This is a genomic window from Mycobacterium sp. NGS50, assembly GCF_059812545.1.
In genome coordinates this window covers 164,060-185,471 of sequence record NZ_JCALCW010000005.1, presented here as the reverse complement: position 1 = coordinate 185,471, position 21,412 = coordinate 164,060, and the positions used below count along the sequence as shown (strand labels likewise).

Sequence of the window (21,412 nt, the reverse complement as noted above, 5' to 3'; positions counted from 1 at the left end):
CGGGTGCGACGGCGCGTTGCAGCCGTCCATGGCAATCGATGACCTGTTTCAGCCGCTGACCGTGCGTTCGCTGGCGGTGCCGAACCGATTCGCGATGGCACCGATGACCCGCCAGGCGTCACCGGGTGGCATCCCGGGTGGCGACGTCGCGGAGTATTACCGGCGGCGTGCCGCGGGAGGGGTCGGGCTGATCATCACCGAGGGAATCCGGCTGCCCACCCCGGCGGCGGGGTACCCGGCCAGCGTGCCGACAATCGCCGGTGACCAGGTTCTGGCCGGGTGGACCCGGGTCGTCGACGCCGTCCACGCCGAGGGAGCCACGATCGCCGCCCAGCTGTGGCACCAGGGGGTGCAACGCGACGACGCCGACGGTGTGGTGCCGGTCGGCCCGTCGGGTGTCGACGGGCTCGGCAAGCCCAGGGGCCGGGCGCTGCGGCCTGACGAACTCCACGAGATCTCCGGGGTGTACGCGGACAGCGCCGCCACCGCGAAAGACCTCGGCTTCGACGCCGTCGAGATTCACGGCGCCCACGGCTACCTGCTCGACCAATTCCTCTGGGAGCGCACTAACCGGCGTACCGACGACTACGGCGGATCGCTGGGTGCGCGGACGCGTTTCCCGGCCGAGGTGGTCGCCGCGATCCGGGCCGCCGTCGGTCCGGACTATCCGATCATCTTCCGCTTCTCGCAGTGGAAGGGCACCGACTACACGGCGTCCATCGCCGAGGATCCGACACAGCTGCAGGAACTGCTCACGCCGTTGGTCGCGGCCGGGGTCGACGTGCTGCACCCGTCGACACGCAGGCATTACGTGCCCGGATTCCCCGACCACGACCTGGACTTGAGCCTGGCCGGGTGGACCAAGAAGGTCACCGGGGTACCCGTCATCGCGGTTGGCTCGGTCGGGCTACAGACCCAGTTCCGCAGCGAGAAACGCGGCGAGGTGATCCGGCCCGCGTCCGTGGAGGGCCTGGTGGAGCAGTTCGCGGCCGGGGAATTCGACGTGGTGGCCATTGGACGCGCGCTGCTGGCCGACCCGACCTGGGTGAATCGGCTGCGCCGCGGCGAGCTGGACGGCTTCACCGGGTACGACGCGGCGGTTGCGCTGTCCGCCCTTGCCTGATGAACGCGCCGTAGGCTGATCGTCATGGCTCGTCGTCGCGGTTCAACGCGCCGCCAACAACCGTTGCGGCTGTTGCCGGTCGGGCAGCGTGTGGAGACCGGGCCCGACGGCTATGAGTACGCGGTTGTGCCGATCGCCGGCGCGCGGGCGGTCAAGATCTACCGGTGTCCGGGATGCGATCACGAAATTCGTTGCGGCGTTGCACATCTGGTGGTGTGGCGCGCCGATTCAGGAGAAGCTGCGGGAGAGGATCGGCGGCATTGGCACACACCGTGCTGGGCCAACCGCGCAACCCGCGGTCCGACCCGAAAGTGGTCTTAGTGCGCTGAGTCGGCGGCCGGCTCGACCAGCTCGATCAACACCCCACCAGCGTCCTTGGGGTGGATGAAGTTGATCCGCGAGTTTGCGGTGCCGCGCCGCGGCGCGTCGTAGATCAGCCGGACGCCCTCCGCGCGCAACCGCTCGGTCAGGGTGTCGAGGTCACTGACCCGGTATGCCAACTGCTGCAGGCCGGGCCCGCGCTTGTCCAGGAACTTGGCGATCGTCGAGGAGTCGTCGATCGGGGCCATCAGCTGGATCTGCGCACTGCCGACCGGGGCGCCGCGAACGGCGAGCATCGCTTCGACGATGCCCTGGTCATCGTTGACCTCTTCGTGCAGCACGATCATGCCGAGCCGGTCGTGGTACCACTTCTTCGCCGCCTCCAGATCGGGGACCGCGATACCGACGTGATCAATGCCGGTCACCAATGCGGTGGCTAGCACGGGACGGGCGTCGGCTTGGTCGGTGGTCATAACGTAACGGTAACCTGACGGGAAACAATGTGCTTCTGGATCAGTTGGATCCGGCCGCTTTGGAGGTAGTCATGACGACGTCGGTGATCGTTGCTGGAGCCCGCACCCCGATCGGGCGGTTGATGGGATCGCTGAAGGATTTCTCCGGCAGTGATCTGGGTGCCATCGCCATTGCGGGCGCCCTGGAGAAGGCCGGTGTACCGGCTTCAGCGGTGGATTACGTGATCATGGGGCAGGTCCTGAGCGCCGGGGCGGGGCAGATGCCGGCGCGCCAGGCCGCGGTCGCCGCCGGGATCGGCTGGGACGTGCCGGCGTTGACCATCAACAAGATGTGTCTGTCCGGTATCGACGCCATCGCCCTGGCTGACCAGCTGATTCGCGCCGGCGAGTTCGAGGTGGTGGTGGCCGGTGGGCAGGAGTCGATGAGCCGGGCGCCGCACCTGTTGATGGACAGCCGGGCAGGCTACAAATACGGCAACGTGACGGTGCTCGACCACCTGGCCTACGACGGCCTGCACGACGTGTTCACCGATCAGCCGATGGGTGCGTTGACCGAGCAGCGCAACGATGCCGACAAGTTCACCCGCGCTGAGCAGGACGAATTCGCCGCAAGCTCGCATCAGAAGGCGGCCGCGGCGTGGAAAGACGGTGTCTTCGCCGATGAGGTGGTCCCGGTGCGGATTCCGCAGCGCAAGGGGGACCCGCTGGAGTTCGCCGAAGACGAGGGCATCCGGGCCAACACCACCGGCGAGTCGCTGGGTGGCCTCAAGCCGGCGTTCCGCAAGGACGGCACCATCACGGCGGGCTCGTCGTCACAGATCTCCGACGGTGCGGCCGCGGTCGTGGTGATGAGCAAGGCCAAGGCGCAAGAACTCGGGCTGGACTGGTTGTGCGAGATCGGCGCGCACGGTGTGGTGGCCGGACCGGACTCCACGCTGCAGTCCCAGCCGGCCAACGCCATCAAGAAGGCCTTGGCCCGCGAAGGCATCTCGGTCGACCAACTCGATGTGGTGGAGATCAACGAGGCGTTCGCGGCGGTTTCGCTGGCCTCGACCCGGGAGCTTGGGGTCAACCCCGACGTCGTCAATGTGCACGGCGGGGCGATCGCCGTCGGGCACCCGATCGGGATGTCCGGGGCGCGTATCACGCTGCACGCGGCGCTGGAGCTCAAGCGGCGCGGTTCCGGCTACGCCGTCGCCGCACTGTGCGGCGCCGGTGGGCAGGGCGACGCGCTGATCCTGCGGGCGTGATCCGCTCGGGGTGTTTGCTGGAGAGTGTGCGGCATGACATGTTGTGATTTTGCTCATAAGGGCCTTGTCGGCGGTGAAATCGTCACCGCCGATCGGCGCCCGAGGACCCTGCTGCACGCTGTGTCAGACTTGATCACGTGACCCGACCGCGACCCCCGATCGGCCCCGCCTTGGCCGGGGCAGTAGACCTATCCGGCCTCAAACAGCGTGCCCAGCAGGGTCCGCAGGCCGAAGGAACGGCGGCGGCGCCGGGCGGCACCGAGATCACCGAAGCCAACTTCGAAGACGAGGTGCTGGTCCGGTCCAACCAGGTGCCGGTCGTGGTGTTGCTGTGGTCGCCGCGCAGTGAGGCGTGCGTGCAGCTGGCCGAGACACTGTCCGAGCTGGCGGCCGCCGATAACGGCAAATGGGCGCTGGCGACGGTCAACGTCGACACCGTTCCCCGGGTGGCGCAGATCTTCGGTATCGAAGCGGTGCCGACGGTCATCGCGCTGGGCGCCGGGCAGCCACTGGCCAGCTTCCAGGGGCGCCAGCCCGCCGAGCAGTTGCGCCGCTGGTTGGACTCGCTGCTGTCCGCCACGGCCGGCAAGTTGGGCGGCGCATCCGAGGGCGACGAGGCTGAGCCCGTCGACCCCGCTCTTGAGCAGGCGCGCCAACAGTTGGACGCCGGCGACTTCGCCGCCGCGCACCGTTCGTATCAGGCGATCCTGGACGCCGACCCCAACCACGTCGAAGCCAAGGCTGCGGTACGCCAACTCGTTTTCCTGCAGCGCGCCACCGCTCAGCGACCCGATGCGATAGCGGTCGCCGACGCAGCTCCGGGCGATCTGGAGGCCGCGTTTGCCGCCGCCGACGTCGAGATCGTCAACCAGCATGTCAAGGCGGCATTCGACCGGCTGATCGCATTGGTGCGCCGGACGGCGGGAGACGAGCGCACCGCGGTGCGAACCCGGCTGATCGAGCTGTTCGAGATCTTCGATCCCGCCGACCCCGACGTCGTCGACGCTCGTCGCAACCTCGCCAACGCGCTGTACTAAGTGGCGCGAGCGGTCCCCCGTAAGCGGGTGGTGCCCCCAGGCAAAAGTGCCCATTTCATGCGGCGGATTCCAGTGAACGTCGCAACACCGAGACTATTCGGAGGTTGCGATGGGAACAGAGCAGAAGACCCGGCGGCGTGGGCGGCCGAGTGGCGGAATGTTGGTGGAGGAGCACGAGTGGTTCGCTCGGTTGATCGCCCAGGGGGTAGGTAACTCCGAGGCCTGCCGGATTGTAGGGATCAACCGCAGGACAGGGACACGCTGGCTTTACGGGCGCACAATCCGCGATAGTGCTGGTGAACCGGTGCACTATCCACCGGTGAGTCTTACAGCACCCAAACCGCGGCATCCCCGGTATCTGTCACTGGCCGAGAGGACGACGATCGCTGACTTGCACCGCGCCGGTGTCGGTGTGTGCGCCATCGCCGAGGAACTGGGGAGGGCGGCCTCAACGGTCTCACGGGAGCTGCGCCGCAACGTTGACGATCGGGGCCGCTACTTGTCTGCCACGGCGGAGCGGCTTGCGGTCGAGCGGCAATCCCGGCCGTCGCGGACCCGCCGTATAGCGTGTGACGAGCAGCTGCGTGGTGTTGTCGCCGATCTGTTGGGCAGGCGGTGGAGTCCCGAACAGGTTGCTCATGAGCTGCCGGTGCACTTCCCTGACCAACCCGAGCGCCATCTGTGTACCGAGTCGATTTATCAGGCGATCTACGATCCCCGCACCGATGTAACCCGCCCGGCCAAACGGCGGCGCCGGCGGCGCCGACGTCGGGTTCAGGGCCTAGAACGCCGCGGTCGGCTTACCGCTATGACGATGATCGCTGATCGGCCCGCCGAAGTCGAGGACCGGATACAGATCGGGCACTGGGAGGGCGATTGCATCATGGGCTCCGGAAACCGTTCGGCGATCGGCACTTTGGTCGAACGGGTCACCCGCTTTGTGATCCTCATCCATGTGGCCACTGGGCGGCCGACCGCAGCGACCATGGCTGACAGCATCGTCGAGGCCCTGGGCGCCCTTGCCCCGCATCTGCGCCGGACCCTGACCTGGGATCAGGGCAAAGAACTTGCGTTGCACCACCAGATCACCGCCCGCGCCGGCACACGCGTGTTCTTCTGTGACGCGCACTCGCCGTGGCAACGCGGCTCCAACGAGAACACCAACGGTTTGCTGCGCGACTACTTCCCCAAAGGAATGGACCTGGCTGGAATCTCACCCGAACAACTGCAGCAAGTCGCCGACGAACTCAACGACCGGCCCCGTAAAACTCTTGGCTGGGCCCGGCCCGCCGACCTGATCACCGATGCGGCGCTAAGGACCGCGTAACGCCACGGCACGGTCAGCCCCAAAAGATCGCGGTGGGATCCCGATCCACTTCAGCAAGCAACTCCTCGATACTGGCCGTGGGCGACACCAGGTCGTAGACATGGAAACGCGAGTTACGGTCGCGCCAATACAACGACCACACACCGCGGGTCTTCGCATAACGCAGCCGGGCGATCGGGAACCGGGTCCACTCCGAGCCCATCTCAGCTCGCCACGGCGGCCGGCACTCGACAATCGTCAGATGACGTTCCGCGACGTCGAACTCGATCCGGACCTCGTTACGCACCTGCTCGGGCACCTTGTCATGGCACCATCGCCGCACGCGCACAATATCCGTCTCCGGCAGACCCGTCACTGCACTAGTGTGCAACTCGTCCCGTTGCGACGTTCACTGGAATCCGCCTGCTGAAATGAGGCACTTTTGCGTCTGCTCGTGCTAGCTCGGTTCGAGCCAGATCGCGGACAGCGGCGGCAAAACCAGCACCGCCGAGGCCGGGCGTCCGTGCCACGGCTGGGCGGTGGCGTCGACGCCGCCGAGGTTGCCGATGCCGCCGCCGTGGTAGATGGTCGCGTCGGTGTTGAGCACTTCCCGCCATCGGCCTCCGACCGGCAGGCCCAGCTGATAGTCGGCATGCTCTGAGCCGGCGAAGTTGAACACGCACGCCAGCATCGAGCCGTCGTCGCCGTAGCGCAGGAAGCTCAACACGTTGTTGGCCGAGTCGTTGGCGTCGATCCAGGAGTAACCGTCGGGATTGCTGTCTTGGCTCCACAGCGCCCGGCGGCTGCGGTAGATGGCGTTGATGTCGTCCACCAGGCGCAGGGCGCCGCTGGAGAAGCTGTTCTCGTCGAGTTGGAACCAGTCCACGCCGCGCACCTCGGACCATTCGGCGCGTTGGCCGAACTCCTGGCCCATGAACAACAGCTGCTTGCCCGGATGTGCCCACTGGTAGGCCAACAGGGTCCGCAGACCGGCGGCTTTCGCGTGATCGTCGCCCGGCAACCGTTGCCACAGCGTGCCTTTGCCGTGCACGACTTCGTCGTGGCTGATCGGTAGGACGTAGTTCTCGCTGAAGGCGTAGAGCATCGAGAACGTCACCTCGTGGTGGTGGTAACTGCGATGCACCGGGTCGTGACCGAGGTAGTCCAGGGTGTCGTGCATCCAGCCCATGTTCCATTTCATCGAGAACCCCAGACCGCCAAGGCTGGTCGGCCGGGTCACGCCGGGCCACGACGTTGACTCCTCGGCGATGGTGACGATGCCGGGTGCCGCCTTGTGGGCCGTGGCGTTCATCTCCTGCAGGAACTGCACGGCTTCCAGATTCTCCCGCCCGCCATGAATATTGGGGGTCCAGCCGCCGTGCGGGCGCGAGTAGTCCAGGTAGAGCATCGAGGCCACCGCGTCTACCCGCAGCCCGTCAACGTGGAACTCTTCGAGCCAGTACAGCGCGTTGGCGACCAGGAAATTGCGCACCTCGGGCCGGCCGAAGTCGAAAACGTAGGTGCCCCAGTCCAGTTGCTCACCCCGCTTGGGGTCGGAGTGCTCGTAGAGCGGCGTTCCGTCGAAACGGCCAAGCGCCCAGGCATCTTTGGGAAAGTGTGCCGGAACCCAGTCGACGATGACACCGATGCCGGCCTGGTGCAGTGCGTCGACCAGCGCCCGGAATTCATCCGGTGTCCCGAACCGGGCGCTCGGCGCGTAGTAGGACGTCACCTGATAACCCCACGACCCGCCGAATGGATGCTCGGCGACGGGCAGCATCTCCACGTGGGTGAAGCCGTGCGCCACCACGTAATCGACCAATTCTCGGGCCAGTTGGCGGTAGCTGAGCCCGGGGCGCCAGGAGCCGAGGTGGACTTCGTAGGTGCTCATCGGTGCGTTGACCGGGTTGTGCTCGGCGCGGCGGGTCATCCAGTCGGCGTCGCTCCAGCGATAGCGGCTCGCGGTGACCCGCGACGCGGTGTGTGGCGGCACCTCGGTGGCGAAGGCGAACGGGTCGGCCCGGTCGGTGACCACCCCGTCGGCGCCGTGCACCCGGAACTTGTACAGCCCGTCCGGGGCGAACCCCGGCCAGAACAGCTCCCACACCCCCGATGACCCCAGCGCCCGCATCGGGGCGTCGTTGCCGTTCCAGCCGTTGAAGTCGCCGATCAGGCCCACACCGCGCGCGTTGGGCGCCCACACCGCGAACGACACCCCGCTGACTACCCCGTCGGCGGTGGTGAATGAGCGGGGGTGCGCGCCGAGCACTTCCCAGAGCCGCTCGTGGCGGCCTTCGGCGAACAGATGCAGATCCATGTCGCCCAAGGTGGGCAGGAACCGGTAGCCGTCGGCGATGGTGCGCACGCCGGAATCGGGATAGCCGACCTCGAGGCGGTAGTCGACGAGGTCGGCGAACGGCAGCGCCACGGCGAACAGGCCGGAGTCCAGGTGGGTCAGCTCGAAGCGGTCGTCGCCCACCACCGCCGCCACGGTAATGGCCTGCGGGCGAAAGACCCGGATCACGGTGTGTTCGCCGTACTCGTGGGCACCCAGGATCGAGTGCGGGTCGTGGTGCGTTCCGTTGACCAGTCGGGCCAAGTCGGCGGCCGGCGGGGCCAACGGTGCGTGGGCTCGTGTCATCCCGTCACCTCCGCTGCAGCAGGGTCGTTCGGGCGTGCTCGGGGATCGTCGGCATGTGGATGACGTGGGCGACCGCACGGCCCGGATCCAGGCGCACGTAATTGGCCTGCCCCCAGTGGTAATCCTCGCCGCTGATCTCGTCACGCACCCAGAACTGCTCGTAGGGTTCGCGGCCCAGTGCACCCATGTCCAGCCACAGCGTGCCGTCCTCGGCGCCAAAGGCGTTGAGCGTCACCACCACCAGTACGCAATCACCGCTCGTCGGATCGAACTTGCTGTAGGCCAGCAGGGCGTCGTTGTCCACATGGTGAAACGCGATGTTGCGCAGTTCGTGCAGAGCGGGATGGGTTCGCCGAATTTCGTTGAGCCGGGCGATGAACGGCTGCAGGGAGCGACCCTGTGCCAGCGCGCCGTCGAAGTCGCGCGGCCGCAGTTCGTACTTCTCGGAGTCCAGATACTCCTCGCTGCCTTCGCGCACCGCGCGATCCTCGAACAGTTCGAAGCCGGAGTACACGCCCCAGCTCGGGCTCATCGTCGCCGCCAGCACCGCGCGGATGGCGAACATCCCCGGACCGCCGTGTTGCAGACTGGCGTGCAGGATGTCGGGGGTGTTTACGAATAGGTTCGGCCGTCGGAAATCAGCGAATTCCGGTATCTCCCGCCCGAATTCGGTGAGCTCACCCTTCCAGGTTCGCCAGGTGAAATAGGTGTAGGACTGGGTGAAGCCCAGCTTGGCCAGCCCGTACTGGCGAGCCGGCGGAGTGAAGGCCTCGGACAGGAACAACACGTCCGGGTCGGTGCTCTTGACCTGGCAGATCAGCCACGCCCAGAAATCCGGTGGCTTGGTGTGCGGATTGTCGACGCGGAAAATCTTCACGCCGTGTTCAATCCAGTGCCGCACTACGCGAAGGACTTCGCGGTACAGCCCGGCGGGGTCGGTGTCGAAGTTGAGCGGATAGATGTCCTGGTATTTCTTCGGCGGGTTCTCGGCGTAGGCGATGGTGCCGTCCGGCAACTCGGTGAACCACTGCCGGTGCCCGGTGCTCCAGGGATGATCGGGTGCGCACTGCAGCGCCAGGTCCAAGGCCACCTCCAGGCCCAGGGCCCGCGCGGAGGCGACAAAGGTGTCGAAGTCGTCGATGGTGCCCAGGTCGGGATGAACGGCGTCGTGGCCGCCTTCGGCGCTGCCGATCGCCCAGGGCGACCCGACGTCGTCGGGTTCGGCGGTCACCGCGTTGTTGCGGCCCTTGCGGTGCACCTTGCCGATCGGGTGGATCGGCGGCAGGTAGACGACGTCGAAACCCATGTCGGCGATGCGCGGCAGCGCCGCGGCGGCGGTGGCGAAGGTCCCGTGCACCGGGGTGCCGTTGGCGTCGCGGCCGCCGGTTGACCGGGGGAACAGCTCGTACCAGGCGCCGAACCGGGCCAGCGGCCGGTCCACCCAGACCGCGTGGCGCTGGCCGCGGGTGACCAGATCACGCAGTGGGTAGCGGTGCAGGATCGCGGCGACCTCGCCAGACAGTGCCGGCGCGGCCCGGGTCAGCGGGTCGCCGGGTGCCCGCAGTGCCGCGATGGCGGCCAGCAGCGGTTCGCGCTGGGCGCGCGGCACGCCCGCGGTGGCGCGTTCGAACAGCCGCGCCCCCATCAGCAGGTCGTTGGACAGCTCGGCCTCGCCCTGGCCGGCGTCGAGCTTGGCCGTCACGGCGTGGCGCCAGCTGTCGACCGGGTCACCCCACCCGTCGACGCGGAACAGCCACAGTCCGACGCGGTCGGGGGTGAACTGGCTGTGGAAGACGAACTCGTCGTATCCCGGCGTCATGGTCAGCTGCACCGACGCCGCCTCCTCACCGCACGGCAGCGGCTCGTCCGGGTCGGGGTAACGCGGCCCCAGATACTGCGCGACCAGGGTCGCCGCGACGGTCTCGTGGCCGTCGCCCCAGACGGTGGCGCGGACCGGGACCACCTCACCGACCACCGCCTTGGCCGGATACCCGCCGCAGGACACGACGGGGGAGACGTCATCGATCTCGAGGCGACCCGGCACCCATCAACTCCATCCCTGTGGTTGTCGAACATCCCTTCGCGTCTAATACCCACCGTACTGGCCGTGCCATACCTGGCATGACGAAGCAGTCGCATCACGCCCTGCAGGAGGCCGGATCGTCAGTAAGGTAGGGACGCGTGAAAGCCCTCCGCCGGTTCACCGTCCGCGCCCACCTGCCGGAGCGCCTGTCGGCGCTGGAACAACTGTCGACCAACTTGCGGTGGTCCTGGGAGAAACCCACCCAGGACCTGTTCGCCGAGATCGACCCGGAACTGTGGCAGCGATGCGGGCAGGACCCGGTGGCGCTGCTCGGCGCGGTGCGCCCGTCGAGGCTCGACGAGTTGGCGGGCGACGACGGGTTCACCGGACGCCTCGACGGTCTGGCCGCCGATCTCAACGATTATCTGACCCGCCCGCTGTGGTATCAGCAGCAGCAGTCGGCCGGGGTGGACATGCCGACCGGCGTCGCCTACTTCTCGATGGAGTTCGGCGTCGCCGAGGTGCTGCCGAACTACTCCGGCGGCCTCGGGATTCTGGCCGGCGACCACCTGAAGTCCGCATCGGACCTCGGGGTGCCGTTGATCGCGGTGGGCCTGTACTACCGCTCCGGCTATTTCCGCCAGTCGCTGACCGCCGACGGCTGGCAGCACGAAACCTACCCGTCGCTGGACCCGCAGGGACTGCCGTTGCGGCTGCTCACCGACGCCGCCGGGGATCCGGCGCTGGTCGAGCTCGCGCTGCCCGGTGCCGGTCGGCTGCGCGCCCGGATCTGGGTGGCTCAGGTGGGCCGGGTGCCGTTGCTGCTGCTGGACTCCGACATCCCGGAGAACGAACATGATCTGCGCGGCGTCACCGACCGGCTCTACGGCGGCGACCAGGAACACCGGATCCAGCAGGAGATCCTGGCCGGGGTCGGCGGGGTCCGGGCGATCCGGGCGTTCACGGCCATCACCGGGCTGCCGGCTCCGGAGATTTTCCACATGAATGAGGGTCACGCCGGATTCCTTGGCGCCGAACGTATTCGCGAACTGACCACCGAGTCCGGGCTCGATTTCGACACGGCGCTCACGGTGGTGCGTTCGTCGACGGTGTTCACCACCCACACCCCGGTACCCGCGGGCATCGACCGCTTCCCGATGACGTTGGTACGGCGCTACCTCGGCGACGGGGCGTCGGCGTTGCTGCCGGGTGTGGCGCCCGACGCCGTCGTCGCGCTGGGTGCCGAGAACGATCCGGACACCTTCAACATGGCGCACATGGGTCTGCGGCTGGCCCAGCGCGCCAACGGGGTGTCGTTGTTGCACGGTCGGGTGAGTCGGTCGATGTTCAACGGGCTGTGGCCCGGATTCGACCGCGCCGAGGTGCCGATCGGGTCGATCACCAACGGGGTGCACGCGCCGAGCTGGGCGGCACCGCAGTGGCTGCAGCTGGGCCGCGAGCTGGCCGGGTCGGATTCGTTGTCCGAGCCGACGGTGTGGCAGCGGCTGCAGCAGGTCGACGCGGGGCATTTGTGGTGGATCCGCTCGCAGCTGCGGGCGCTGCTGGTCGACGACGTCCGGGTGCGGTTGCGCCGGTCCTGGTTGGAACGCGGCGCATCTGATGCCGAACTCGGCTGGATTGCAACCGCATTCGATCCCGATGTGCTGACAGTCGGCTTTGCCCGCCGGGTTCCGACCTACAAGCGGCTGACGTTGATGCTGCGGGATCCGGAGCGGCTCGAGCAGTTGCTGCTCGACGAAAAACGTCCCATCCAGCTGATCGTGGCCGGCAAGTCACATCCCGCCGATGACGGCGGGAAGGCATTGATCCAGCAGGTGGTTCGGTTCGCCGACCGGCCCGAGGTGCGGCATCGCATCGCCTTCCTGCCCGACTACGACATGTCAATGGCCCGACGGCTGTACTGGGGTTGCGATGTGTGGCTGAACAACCCGCTGCGTCCGCTGGAGGCGTGTGGAACCTCGGGGATGAAGAGTGCGCTCAACGGCGGGCTGAACCTGTCCATCCGCGACGGCTGGTGGGACGAGTGGTACGACGGCGACAACGGCTGGGAGATCCCCACCGCCAGCGGGGTCGCCGAGGAGAGCCGTCGCGACGATCTGGAGGCCAGCGCGCTGTATGACCTGCTGGCACAGTCGGTGGTGCCCAAGTTCTACGAGCGAGACGAACACGGCGTGCCGCCGCGCTGGATCGAGATGGTGCGCCACACCCTGCAGACACTGGGACCCAAGGTGCTGGCGTCGCGCATGGTCCGCGACTACGTCGAGGGCTACTACCTGCCGGCGGCTCAATCGTTGCGCACCACCGTCGCCGGAGGCGATTTTCAGGCCGCCCGCCAGTTCGCCGACTACCGGCGCCGCGTCGAGCGGGCCTGGTCGAGTATCGCGATCACCGATGTGGACAGCACCGGGCTGCCGGACACGCCACTGCTGGGGTCGAAACTGACGCTGACCGCGACGGTCCGATTGGCCGGATTGAGCCCCGACGAGGTGAGCGTGCAGGCGGTGCTGGGCCGGGTCGACGACGGCGACGCGCTGGTCGATCCGGTCACCGTCGAGATGGCGCACACCGGCAGCGTCGGGGGTGCCGACGTCTTCGCCACGACGACACCGCTGCCGGTGGCCGGATCGGTGGGCTACACGGTGCGGGTGTTGCCCCGCCATCCGATGCTGGTCGGGGAGAGCGAGCTGGGACGGGTCACCGTCGCCTGAGCGTCCTTTCGCGCCGCACCCTCGCTATGATCGGGGGTCGAGTTCGGTGACGGCGAGCAGCGAGGCGATGATGGCGACGTCTGCCAATGCGCCGGGCGAGGGGCCCGACGAGTTCCCGGCATACCTCGTCGTCGACGACGGTGGCCCACAACGTCGCGTGCCCATCCTCGATCAGCTGTTCGTGGGCCGGCAATGCGCGGGCATCAGTGAGCGATGTCGGCTGCTGATCGACGATCCCGAAATCTCCCGCACCCACCTGGAAATCCGGTTGGATCTCGCCGAAGACCGAGCGTTCGTGATCGATACCAGCAGCAACGGCACGCTGCTCAACGGTGCGCGGCTCGAGCGTGCGACCCCGCAGCCGATCCGGCCCGGCGACCACATCCGGATCGGCGATGTGTCGCTGCGCTTCCACTCGCAACGATTCACCGCGGTCGGTCCGCTCACCACCGAGCAGACGTTGATCCGGTCCGTCGGTGCCGCGATGGTGATGGTGGTCGGCGACATCGTCAACTACTCCACGATCTCGCAGGTGACAGACGCGCAGATCCTGGCGCACAGCCTGCAGACGCTCTGGCACGAGCTGCGCGCGGTGTTGCATGCCCATCACGGCACCCTCAACCACTACGCGGGTGATGCGATGTTCGCCGTCTGGGAGCTCAGCGAGTTGCCGAATGCCGGCGAGTTGGCGGTGGACTTCGCACTGGCCGCCAACCGCCGCGTCGAAGAACTCGGACCGGAGTTGCCGTTACGTGCCCCGGGCGGTTCATCGATCCACATGGGTTGGGGTGTGGTGCAGGGGATGGCCGCCCTGACCGCCATGACGAGGTCCGCGGACGCGGTGATCGGCGACACCACCAACCTGGCGTTTCGGCTGTCGGGGATCGCCGGCCGTAACGGACGGGCGGCCGTGCTGGCGACCCGTGGGGTACGCGATCTGGTTGCCGATCAGTTCCTTTGGGACACCGGAGAATCGGTCGAGATCAGGGGCCGAACCGGGAGCGAGACGGTGTTCCCGGTCATCGCGCGCCGCGACCCGCGGAGGTCGTCCGGCTAGGCCGCTTCAGCGGTGTACCAGATCCAGAATTTGCGGCATGACCGCCCGAGTTGCCATCCGGCCGATTTCGCGGGCGCGGTCGATTTGGTGCCACTCCAGAAAACCGATGCTGGTGGTGTCGGGATGGATGGCCAGATCCGCTCGTGCCAGCGCCGCCGACGACGCCATCGCGTTGCCGATCGTCATGGTGCGGATGATGGTGTCCACGACATTGGGGACCTGCGGGATGGCCGCACGATCTGCGGCTGCGCCGGCATGGGCCGGCTGTTCGGGGCTGACGCTGACCGCGATCACTGGACCCTCCGGGCCCGCGAGCGCGTCCACCGGCAGGTTGTCGAGCACGCCGCCGTCGACGTGCAGGGAACCGCCGTAGACGGCCGGAGCGAACAAACCCGGCACCCGCAGCGAGCAGCCCACGACCTCGGCAACCGGTCCGGTACGGTGCACAACGGCGCGTCGGGCCAGGAGATCCACACTGACACAGCGGAATTCCTTCGGCAGATCCTCGACGAACAGCCCTCGGAAGGCGCTGTGCAGGCCGGCCATGGTCCGTTGTCCGCGGATCAGGCTCTTGCGGGGCAGGGTGTAGTCGCTGGTCGGGTTGCTGCGGACGAAGTACTCGTAGACGTGGGCATCCACCGCTTCGGCGTTCACGCCGGTGGCCGCCATCGCGGCGATGACCGCCCCCATGCTGGTCCCGGCGTACCGGTCGACGACGACGCCCGCCGCCTCCAGTTCGTCCAGCACCCCCAGGTGGGCGTAGGCCCGGGCGGCACCGCCGCTGAGGACCAGGCCCACCGATCGGCCCGCGATCCGAGCGGCCAGCGGCCGCAGGTCAGCGCCGGCGTAGGTGGAGCGGACCGCATGCACCGAACGCGGGGTGATCAACTCCTCCCAGCTGCGCCGGTGTTCACGGTCGGCGGGTGGGCCTGCGAAGACGAGGTCGGCACCCGTTGCGCGTGCGGGCAGCGGTGCGGCCGGGGGTGCCGGATCGGCGGTCACCAGGACGACGCGGTCAGCCGACCGCAAGCAGAAGTCACGCCAGTCGGGATCCTCGGTCGTCGCCTGCAGGATGACCTTGTCGGCCCTGCGCTCGGCGCGTTCCAGCCCGTCGCGGTCGATGCGTCCGGGGTGCACTACCCGCAGCCAGCCCGAGAGGGTCTCGACCAACTCGGCGGTCACCATCGGCACCGGAGCGTGGGCGTCGACGCCGACGACCGCGATGACCGCCTCCGGTGTCGGCGCGTGCGGGGCCAGCGGAGCCGGGTTCTCGTGCAAGCGGGTGGCCAGCACCCGGGTGAGGGCGGTGAGGACGCCGGCATCGGCGATCCTGTCGAAATCGGCCTTGGTGAGTCGCAGCAGAGTGGAGTCGCGCACGGCGCGAATCGCCGCGGAGCGGGGTGCGTCGATCAGGAACCCCAGTTCGCCGACAACCTCGCCACGCCCCAATTCCCTTAGCACCACCTCGTTTTGGACGACCTGAATGCGCCCGTTGCGCACCACGTAGAAGGAATCGGACGGATCGCCGGCGTGGAACAGGTACGACCCCGCCCGCAGGTCGACGTCCTCGGCGTGCGCCCGCAACTCGGCCAGGGCAGCCGGATCCAGCCCGGCGAACAGCGGCATCGCCTTGAGCAGATCAACTTCGCCGATCGTGATCGGTCCGGTGAGTTCCACCGGTGCGTAGGGCGTCGACGGGGTCGGCGCCGGCAAAGCGACGTCCGGCGTCGCCTCGATGTCGGCCGGGCCCGTCGCCGTTTCGCGGACCCGGCCCAGCAACGCCGCACCGATCGCGACCAGCACGGCACTGGCCGCGGCCACCATCCACCCGCGTCGCAGGGTCTCGTCGGCGGCGGCGTTGTGGCCGGGCACCGCGACCACAACCACCAGCAACGCGATGCCGAGCACCGCGCCGACCTGGCGGGCGGTACCGACCACCGCCGCGGCTCCGGCGAGGTCAGCCTCGGCGACGACTCGAGCCAGGGCGTTGCCCGCGAGTACCGACAGCATCGCCCCGGTCCCGACGCCCTGCAGGATCTGACCGGGCAGCCACTCCCGCAGAAACTCGGGGTGGGGTCCCACCACCTGGATGTACCACAGCAGACTGCCGGCCCAGATCAGGGCGCCGGCTCCGACGATGAAGCGGTGTCCGTGCCGGGCGGTGAACCGGGCGAGCGCCGCGGCGATGGCTGCCGCGGCGACCGCCGCGGGGGCGACCGCCAGGCCGGCCTGCAACAGGGTGTAATCCCAGACCCGGTTCAGGAACAGCACGTGGGTCAACGCCGAGGCGTAGAGCCCGACGCCGGCGATCAAGGCCAGCACGGCGCCCACCCCGAACGGCCGGGTGCGCCGCAGGGCGGGGTCGATGAGCGGTGTCGGACGGCGTCGGGAACGCACCACCAACCCCAGCGTCGCGACCACCACCAACGCCGCGGCAATCACCGGCCCACGCCAGCCGGGGTCGCGGCCCGTCACCAGCCCCAGCGTCAGGCCGCTGAGCGCGATGGCGAACAACGCCGCCGACCCCAGGTCGGGCATCCGTTGCGGCGTCGAGGAACGGCTTTCGATCACGGCCCGCTGGGCTACCGCCAGGGCGGCAGCGCCCAACGGCAGATTCACCATGAACACCCAACGCCACGTCGACGCGTCCACCACGGCGCCGCCGATAGCCGAGCCGAGACCCGATGCGATGGCGGCTGTGGCGCTGCACACGAGGAGCCCGCGGGCCCGGTGTGCCGCATCGACGCCCTTGATCACCTGCGCCAGCGACGCCGGCAGCAGCAGACCCGCGCCGAGGCCCTGCAATGCCCGCAAGGCGATCAACTGGCCGAAGGTGTCTGCGGCTGCGCACAGACCAGACGCGACGGTGAACACCAGCGCGCCGTAGATGAACACCCGCCGGCGTCCCAGCAGCTCGGCAAGTCCGGCTCCGACCGCGAGAAAGGCGGCCAACGCGATGTTGTAGGCATTGAGGACCCAGGAGAGGTGGTTGATGTCGCCGTGGAAGTCCCGTTGCAGCGCGGGAAAGGCGATGGTGATCATCGCGGAGTCGAGGAAGACCAGGGCGGTACCGCACGCCGCCACCAGCAGCGTCGCCGTCGGCGAGGGTAACCGCCGTTGGGTCAGCGGGATCGCGGCGTGCGGCCCTTGTGAACGTGGCCGACGCGACTTCGCGCCCGATTCGGCAACCGCGGAATGCTCGTGAGGCGCGGAGAAGGCCGCGGGTCTGTTCGCCATGAGGCAACTCTAGGCAGGGCGATTGCCGTCGACCCGGAAAAACTTCGCGATGGTGATCGGGAGGCGAGGCGGCGGGCCGCCGAACAACTCGACGAACGGCTGGTTGATCGCGTTGTCGATCGCGCTGCCCGTCGGACTGGTGATCCAGGCGACCAACTCCGCAGCAGCCACGCTGATCAAGCGCAGGTCTGGCAGGGTGGGGGCTGGCCCGCGGCCCCGGTGCCGCCGTCGCCGCCGGTGCCGCCGCTCCCGCCTTGCCCGCCGTTCGTGCCCGACGGCGCGGCGCCGGCTGTGCCGGCGGTCGGGCCACCCGGTTCGCCCGGGCTTGGCGCTGGGCTGCCGGTCGCGCCCGGGCCACCCCCGAGGCTGCCGCCGGCCCCGCCGTCACCGCCGATGCCACCGGCTCGGCCGTTGCCGCCAGAACCGCCGGTCCCACCGACACCGGTGGCGGAGCCGCCGTTCCCGCCGGTGCCGCCGTCGCCGCCGCGCCCGCCGTTACCGCCCGCGTCGCCGTTGCCGGGCGTGACACCGCTGCCGCCGACACCCGCGGTACCGCCGCCGCCGCCGGTCTGACCGAGTTGACCGTTGCCGCCGTGGCCGCCGGTGCCGGTCACGGTCGCGCCGCCGTTCCCGCCGCCACCGCCGGCCCCGCCGTCGCCGCCGGTCCCGCCGTCACCACCCTCGCCACCGGTGAGCCCGCCGTGGCCGCCGGTCCCACCGGTGCCCGGCGTGCCGCCGCCCCCGGCCATGCCGCCGTCGCCGCCGTCGCCGCCGTTGCCTGATCCCAGGGCCGCGCCGCCGTCGCCGCCGGTGCCGCCGCCGCCGCCGGTGCCGGCGCCGCCCCCCGTGCCGCCGCTCCCGCCGGTGCCGTCGCTCGCGCCGTTGGCGCCACCCGCGCCGCCCGCGCCGCCGGTGCCGCCGAGCGCGCCGTGGCCGCCATGGCCACCGTCGCCGCCGTTGCCTGATCCCAGGGCCGCGCCGCCGGCCCCGCCGGTCCCGCCCGCGCCGCCGGTGCCGCCGGCTCCGCCCTCGGTGCCGGACCCGCCTTGAGCGGAGGCAGCTTCCCCGGTGGTGGGCAGGCTGGTCGCGCCGCTGCCGCCGGTGCCGCCGAGCGCGCCGTGGCCGCCATGGCCGCCGGTGCCGCCGTTGCCTGATCCCAGCGCCGCGCCGCCGGCCCCGCCGGAACCGCCGGTCCCACCGGCGCCGCCGGCCCCGCCGTCTTGCCCGGCGCCGTTGTTCAGGCCGGCCGTGCCGGGCGCACCGTCGGCGCCGTCGCCGCCGTGCCCACCGACCCCACCGCCGCCGCCGGCACCGCCGTCACCGGCGATCGAGCCGCCGTCACCGCCGGTCCCACCCTTGCCTCCGTCCCCGCCGGGTTGACCTGCGGGGGCGGTCGTGCCGAGGGGAAGGGACGTGGCGTTGGCGCCGGCCACGCCGTTGCCGCCGTTGCCGCCGTTGCCGCCGTCGCCGATCGAGCCGCCGTTGCCGCCGGTCCCGCCATTACCGCCGGTCGCGCCCGCGGCGGTGGGGCTGAAGCCGGCACCGCCGTCGCCGCCGTTACCGACCACGACGGTGGGCAGGCCGCCGTTGTCGCCGGTGCCGCCGGTACTGCCGCCGGTGCCACCGGTGCCAGCAGCGCCGCCGGACCCGCCGGCGCCGACGGTGCCGGGGTTTCCGCCGCTTCCGCCGTTTCCGCCGTCGGGGTGGGCGGCGTCCCCGTCGGCTCCGTTGCCGCCATCGCCGGGCGTGCCGGCGGCGCCGCCGGCACCGCCGGTGCCACCGTCACCGTTGACGCCTGCCCGACCGTTGGCGGCCATGCCGGCGCTGCCGCCGGTCCCGCCGTGCCCGCCGGCACCGCCGTTGCCACCGTTGGCGCCGGTCCCGCCGTTGGCGCCCGCGACGTTGCCGGTGGCCGCGTCATAGCCGTTGCCGCCCTGCCCGCCGGCCCCGCCGGTGCCGCCGCTGCCGCCGGTCCCACCGTTGCCGGCGGTGTTGCTGGTCAGGTCGCCGCCGTTGCCGCCGCTGCCACCGGCTCCACCGGCGCCCCCGGTGCCGCCGTCACCGCCGGCGCCGCCCGCCGGGTGACCCGAACGCCCCGAAACGCCCGCCGCACCGAGCGTTCCGGTCGCGCCGGCGCCGCCGGCCCCGCCGTCGCCGCCATTGCCGACCGTCCCGCCGTTACCGCCGGTACCGCCGGCACCGCCGGCGGTACCGGGAATGCTGGCCGCCGCACCGGTGCCGCCGGTGCCGCCGTTGCCGGCCGCGACGGTGACCGCGGCGCCGCTGCTACCGTCGCCGCCGCCGTGACCGCCGCTGCCGCCGCTGCCCGCGGCGCCGCCGTGACCGCCGGCGCCCACGCCGCCGGGGTTACCGCCGTCGCCGCCCGCTCCGCCGTCGGGGTTGGCGTCGGTGCCGTTGGCACCGGCGCCACCATCGCCGGGTGTGCCGGCCGCGCCGCCGTGACCGCCGGCCCCGCCGTCACCGTTGACACCCAGGCTGCCCGATCCGCCGCTGGCCACCCCGCCGGCGTTGCCGCCGACCCCGCCGACCCCGCCGGCCCCACCGCTACCGCCGTTACCGCCGGTGCCGCCGGCGCCGTCGTTGGTGCCGGACATGCCGGCCGCGCCGTCGGCGCCGCTGCCACCGGCCCCGCCGACGCCGCCAGTGCCGCCAGTGCCGCCGGTGCCGCCGTTGCCGGAGATCGAGCCGCCCAGCCCGCCGGTGCCGCCGGCCCCGCCGTTGCCGCCCACCAGTCCGTCGGTACCGGACACGCCTGCGGCGGTCTCATCGAGCCCGGGTGCGCCGGTGCCCCCGGTGCCGCCATCGCCGCCGTCGCCGCCGTCGCCGATCGACCCGCCGTTGCCGCCGTTCCCGCCGTCGCCGCCGACCCCGCCGAACAGGGCGCCGTCAGCGCCGTTGCCGCCGTTGCCGCCGTTACCGCCGCTGGTCACGTTCGCGCCGGTGTTCCCGGTGGTGCCGCTGGTTCCGCTTCCGGCGGCGCCGCCGGTGCCTGGTGCGCCGCCCGTGCCGCCGGTGCCGGTTTGACCGGGGTTGCCGCCGTTGCCGCCGGTGCCGCCGTCGGGGTGGGCGGCGTCGCCGGTGGCGCCGGTGCCGCCGGAACCGGGTGTTCCGGCGGTGCCGCCCTGGCCGCCGTTGCCGCCGTTGCCGTTGTCGCCGGTCAGGCCGTGGGCGGACGCGCCGCCAGCGCCGCCGACACCGCCCTGCCCGCCGGTGCCGCCGTTCCCGCCGTCCCCGGCATCACCGCCGGTGCCGGTGTTGACCGCGAAGTCACCGGCCGCGCCGCCGCCCCCGGCCCCGCCCTGGCCACCGGTGCCGCCGAGTCCCCCGGTACCACCGGCCCCGCCGTCGCCCAATAGCAGCGCCGTGCTTGTGCCGCCGGCCCCGCCCTGGCCGCCGTTGCCGCCGGCCCAACCGGCTCCACCGCTCGTGCCGTCGCCGCCGAGGTTACCGAGGCTGCCCGCTGTCCCGGTATCGCCGGCGAGGCCGGCACCCCCAGTGCCGCCGGCGCCACCGGTACCGAACATCCAGCCGGCCGCGTCCCCGCCGCTGCCACCCGCCCCGCCGCCGGAGCCACCGGTGCCGCCGACCCCGCCCGTGCCCATGACCGTTCCCCCGGCCCCGCCGGTACCACCCTCGGCGCCGGCCCCGCCGGTGCCGCCGGCACCGCCGTCACCGAAGAACCCGGCCGCTCCGCCATCGCCGCCGGTGAGCCCGGCCGTGCTCTGGTCGTAGCCGGCCCCGCCGTCACCGAAAAGCAAGCCGCCGGCCCCGCCGGTGGGGTCGGTAGCTGTGCCCGCGGTCCCGTCGCCGATCAGATACGAGCCGAACAGCGCGTTGATGTCGGCGTCGATCTGCTGCCCGGTCGAAGAATGGATCCAGTCCTCGATGCCGGTGTGCAGCGGGATATAGATGTACTGGTCGAATAACGCCGCCCAGTCGGTTTGGCTTGCGGCGGCCAGCGGATCTAGCCACGTGCCCGGATCGGCGCCGGCGAGCACCGCCGCGGAGGCATCCACGCCTGAGGCTGAACCCAGCCCGGGATCCAGCAGATCCAGCAGCCAGTCGATCTCATCGGCATGCGCCGGGGGAGGAGCCAGCGGGGTCATCCCGAACGCCACAACCGCCCCCACCACCGTCCCGGCGCTCACCACCCGACAGTGGCCTGCCCTGCTCATGCGGCCACCTGCGCTATGC

General features: G+C 70.4%; 14 protein-coding genes. 7 read left to right on the top strand and 7 right to left on the bottom strand.

Annotated features, from left to right (window positions below):
• The first annotated feature begins 28 nt into the window (after positions 1-28).
• Positions 29-1,123 carry an NADH:flavin oxidoreductase gene (locus tag AC5Y36_RS05950; RefSeq protein WP_500039939.1) on the top strand — a complete coding sequence of 365 codons (1,095 nt, stop codon included), beginning with the start codon at positions 29-31 and terminating at the stop codon, positions 1,121-1,123.
• A gap of 24 nt (positions 1,124-1,147) precedes the next feature.
• A complete protein-coding gene (locus AC5Y36_RS05945) occupies positions 1,148-1,444 on the top strand; it encodes an Rv1322 family protein (protein ID WP_500039938.1) in 297 nt (98 codons plus the stop codon).
• On the opposite strand, the gene mce is transcribed toward AC5Y36_RS05945, so the two are convergent.
• Positions 1,441-1,917 (bottom strand): methylmalonyl-CoA epimerase, encoded by a 477-nt coding sequence (gene mce / locus AC5Y36_RS05940; protein ID WP_500039937.1) that lies wholly within the window; start codon positions 1,915-1,917, stop codon positions 1,441-1,443. The two genes, AC5Y36_RS05945 and mce, sit on opposite strands and share 4 nt — an antisense overlap.
• A gap of 71 nt (positions 1,918-1,988) precedes the next feature.
• On the opposite strand from mce, the gene AC5Y36_RS05935 reads away from it, so the two are divergent.
• The 3 genes from AC5Y36_RS05935 (at position 1,989) to AC5Y36_RS05925 (ending at position 5,531) form a co-directional block, all read left to right on the top strand.
• A complete protein-coding gene (locus tag AC5Y36_RS05935; RefSeq protein ID WP_500039936.1) occupies positions 1,989-3,167 on the top strand; it encodes an acetyl-CoA C-acetyltransferase in 1,179 nt (392 codons plus the stop codon).
• Between the two features lie 137 nt (positions 3,168-3,304).
• A complete protein-coding gene (locus AC5Y36_RS05930; RefSeq protein ID WP_500039935.1) occupies positions 3,305-4,204 on the top strand; it encodes a co-chaperone YbbN in 900 nt (299 codons plus the stop codon).
• Between the two features lie 109 nt (positions 4,205-4,313).
• The gene (locus AC5Y36_RS05925; RefSeq protein WP_500039934.1) at positions 4,314-5,531 is read left to right on the top strand and encodes an IS30 family transposase; all 1,218 of its coding nucleotides are present in this window, start codon (positions 4,314-4,316) and stop codon (positions 5,529-5,531) included.
• A 13-nt stretch (positions 5,532-5,544) separates the two neighbouring features.
• On the opposite strand, the gene AC5Y36_RS05920 is transcribed toward AC5Y36_RS05925, so the two are convergent.
• The 3 genes from AC5Y36_RS05920 to AC5Y36_RS05910 form a co-directional block, all read right to left on the bottom strand.
• Positions 5,545-5,886, bottom strand: coding sequence for a DUF3024 domain-containing protein (locus AC5Y36_RS05920; RefSeq protein ID WP_500039933.1), 342 nt, complete (start codon positions 5,884-5,886; stop codon positions 5,545-5,547).
• Positions 5,887-5,967: 81 nt separating this feature from the next.
• Positions 5,968-8,151 (bottom strand): 1,4-alpha-glucan branching protein GlgB, encoded by a 2,184-nt coding sequence (gene glgB / locus AC5Y36_RS05915; RefSeq protein ID WP_500039932.1) that lies wholly within the window; start codon positions 8,149-8,151, stop codon positions 5,968-5,970.
• Between the two features lie 4 nt (positions 8,152-8,155).
• Positions 8,156-10,195 (bottom strand): alpha-1,4-glucan--maltose-1-phosphate maltosyltransferase, encoded by a 2,040-nt coding sequence (locus AC5Y36_RS05910; RefSeq protein ID WP_500039931.1) that lies wholly within the window; start codon positions 10,193-10,195, stop codon positions 8,156-8,158.
• A 137-nt stretch (positions 10,196-10,332) separates the two neighbouring features.
• On the opposite strand from AC5Y36_RS05910, the gene AC5Y36_RS05905 reads away from it, so the two are divergent.
• Both AC5Y36_RS05905 and AC5Y36_RS05900 read left to right on the top strand, forming a co-directional pair.
• Positions 10,333-12,903, top strand: coding sequence for a glycosyltransferase family 1 protein (locus AC5Y36_RS05905; protein ID WP_500039930.1), 2,571 nt, complete (start codon positions 10,333-10,335; stop codon positions 12,901-12,903).
• Between the two features lie 67 nt (positions 12,904-12,970).
• Entirely contained in the window at positions 12,971-13,960 is a 990-nt protein-coding gene (locus AC5Y36_RS05900; protein ID WP_500039929.1) for an adenylate/guanylate cyclase domain-containing protein, read from the top strand.
• A 6-nt stretch (positions 13,961-13,966) separates the two neighbouring features.
• Here AC5Y36_RS05900 and AC5Y36_RS05895 read toward each other — a convergent pair whose 3' ends face one another.
• Genes AC5Y36_RS05895 through AC5Y36_RS05885 form a run of 3 tightly spaced genes read right to left on the bottom strand, consistent with a single transcriptional unit; the run spans position 13,967 to position 21,393 of the window.
• Positions 13,967-17,197, bottom strand: coding sequence for an MFS transporter (locus tag AC5Y36_RS05895; protein WP_500039928.1), 3,231 nt, complete (start codon positions 17,195-17,197; stop codon positions 13,967-13,969).
• A gap of 9 nt (positions 17,198-17,206) precedes the next feature.
• Positions 17,207-17,368, bottom strand: coding sequence for a hypothetical protein (locus AC5Y36_RS05890; RefSeq protein ID WP_500039927.1), 162 nt, complete (start codon positions 17,366-17,368; stop codon positions 17,207-17,209).
• A 5-nt stretch (positions 17,369-17,373) separates the two neighbouring features.
• Positions 17,374-21,393 (bottom strand): PGRS repeat-containing protein, encoded by a 4,020-nt coding sequence (locus AC5Y36_RS05885; RefSeq protein WP_500039926.1) that lies wholly within the window; start codon positions 21,391-21,393, stop codon positions 17,374-17,376.
• Between the last annotated feature and the right edge of the window lie 19 nt (positions 21,394-21,412).